This is a genomic window from Fictibacillus halophilus (assembly GCF_042680145.1).
GTDB lineage: Bacteria > Bacillota > Bacilli > Bacillales > Fictibacillaceae > Fictibacillus > Fictibacillus halophilus_A.
On record NZ_JBHTNQ010000005.1, the window covers coordinates 1 to 1,998 of the forward strand.

1 rRNA gene is annotated in these 1,998 nt (G+C 52.6%); it reads left to right on the forward strand.

Annotated elements, in window-relative coordinates:
• Positions 1–1,998 (forward strand): 23S ribosomal RNA (locus tag ACFQ4X_RS17140); the annotation flags it as partial.

The window sequence follows — 1,998 nt, forward strand, 5'->3', positions numbered from 1 at the left end:
GGAAACAGCCCAAACCAGAGGGCTTGCCCTCTGGGGTTGTAGGACACTCTACATGGAGTTACAAAGGAACGAAGTAGGTGAAGCGGTCTGGAAAGGCCAGCCAAAGAAGGTAACAGCCCTGTAGCTGAAACTTCGTTCTCTCCTGAGTGGATCCTGAGTACGGCGGGACACGTGAAACCCCGTCGGAATCCGGGAGGACCATCTCCCAAGGCTAAATACTCCCTAGTGACCGATAGTGAACCAGTACCGTGAGGGAAAGGTGAAAAGCACCCCGGAAGGGGAGTGAAATAGATCCTGAAACCGTGTGCCTACAAGTAGTCGGAGCCCATTAACGGGTGACGGCGTGCCTTTTGTAGAATGAACCGGCGAGTTACGATCCCGTGCAAGGTTAAGTTGAATAGACGGAGCCGCAGCGAAAGCGAGTCTGAATAGGGCGACATAGTACGTGGTCGTAGACCCGAAACCGTGTGATCTACCCATGTCCAGGGTGAAGTTCAGGTAACACTGAATGGAGGCCCGAACCCACGCACGTTGAAAAGTGCGGGGATGAGGTGTGGGTAGGGGTGAAATGCCAATCGAACACGGAGATAGCTGGTTCTCCCCGAAATAGCTTTAGGGCTAGCCTCGCGGCAAGATTCCTGGAGGTAGAGCACTGATTGGACTAGGGGCCCCCACAGGGTTACCGAATTCAGTCAAACTCCGAATGCCAGAGAATTATCCGCGGGAGTCAGACTGCGAGTGATAAGATCCGTAGTCAAAAGGGAAACAGCCCAGACCATCAGCTAAGGTCCCAAAGTATACGTTAAGTGGCAAAGGATGTGGAGTTGCCCAGACAACCAGGATGTTGGCTTAGAAGCAGCCACCATTTAAAGAGTGCGTAATAGCTCACTGGTCGAGTGACTCTGCGCCGAAAATGTAACGGGGCTAAACGTATCACCGAAGCTATGGCTTGTACCGTATGGTACAGGGGTAGGGGAGCGTTCGAAGTGCAGTGAAGTCAGACCGGAAGGACTGGTGGAGCGCTTTGAAGTGAGAATGCCGGTATGAGTAGCGAAAGACAAGTGAGAATCTTGTCCATCGAAAGCCTAAGGTTTCCTGAGGAAGGCTCGTCCGCTCAGGGTTAGTCGGGGCCTAAGCCGAGGCTGAAAAGCGTAGGCGATGGATAACAGGTTGATATTCCTGTACCACCTCCTTTCCGTTTGAACAATGGGGGGACGCAGTAAGGTAGGGTGAGCGCACTGATGGAATAGTGCGTCTAAGCAGTTAGGCTGTTGGATAGGCAAATCCGTCCAACGTGAAGGCTGAGCTGTGATGGCGAGGGAAATTTTAGTACCGAAGTCCCTGATCCTACACTGCCAAGAAAAGCCTCTAGTGAGGAAAGAGGTGCCCGTACCGCAAACCGACACAGGTAGGCGAGGAGAGAATCCTAAGATGATCGGGAGAACTCTCGTTAAGGAACTCGGCAAAATGACCCCGTAACTTCGGGAGAAGGGGTGCTCTGATAGGGTTTATCGCCCGAGAGAGCCGCAGTGAATAGATCCAAGCGACTGTTTAGCAAAAACACAGGTCTCTGCGAAACCGCAAGGTGAAGTATAGGGGCTGACACCTGCCCGGTGCTGGAAGGTTAAGAGGAGGGGTTATCCCTTACGGGAGAAGCTCTGAATTGAAGCCCCAGTAAACGGCGGCCGTAACTATAACGGTCCTAAGGTAGCGAAATTCCTTGTCGGGTAAGTTCCGACCCGCACGAAAGGTGTAACGACTTGGATACTGTCTCAACGAGAGACCCGGTGAAATTATAGTACCTGTGAAGATGCAGGTTACCCGCGACAGGACGGAAAGACCCCATGGAGCTTTACTGCAGCTTGATATTGGATTTTGGTACAGCTTGTACAGGATAGGTAGGAGCCTGAGAAGCCGGAGCGCCAGCTTCGGTGGAGGCGTCGGTGGGATACTACCCTGGCTGTATTGAAATTCTAACCTTGAACCGTGATCCGGTTC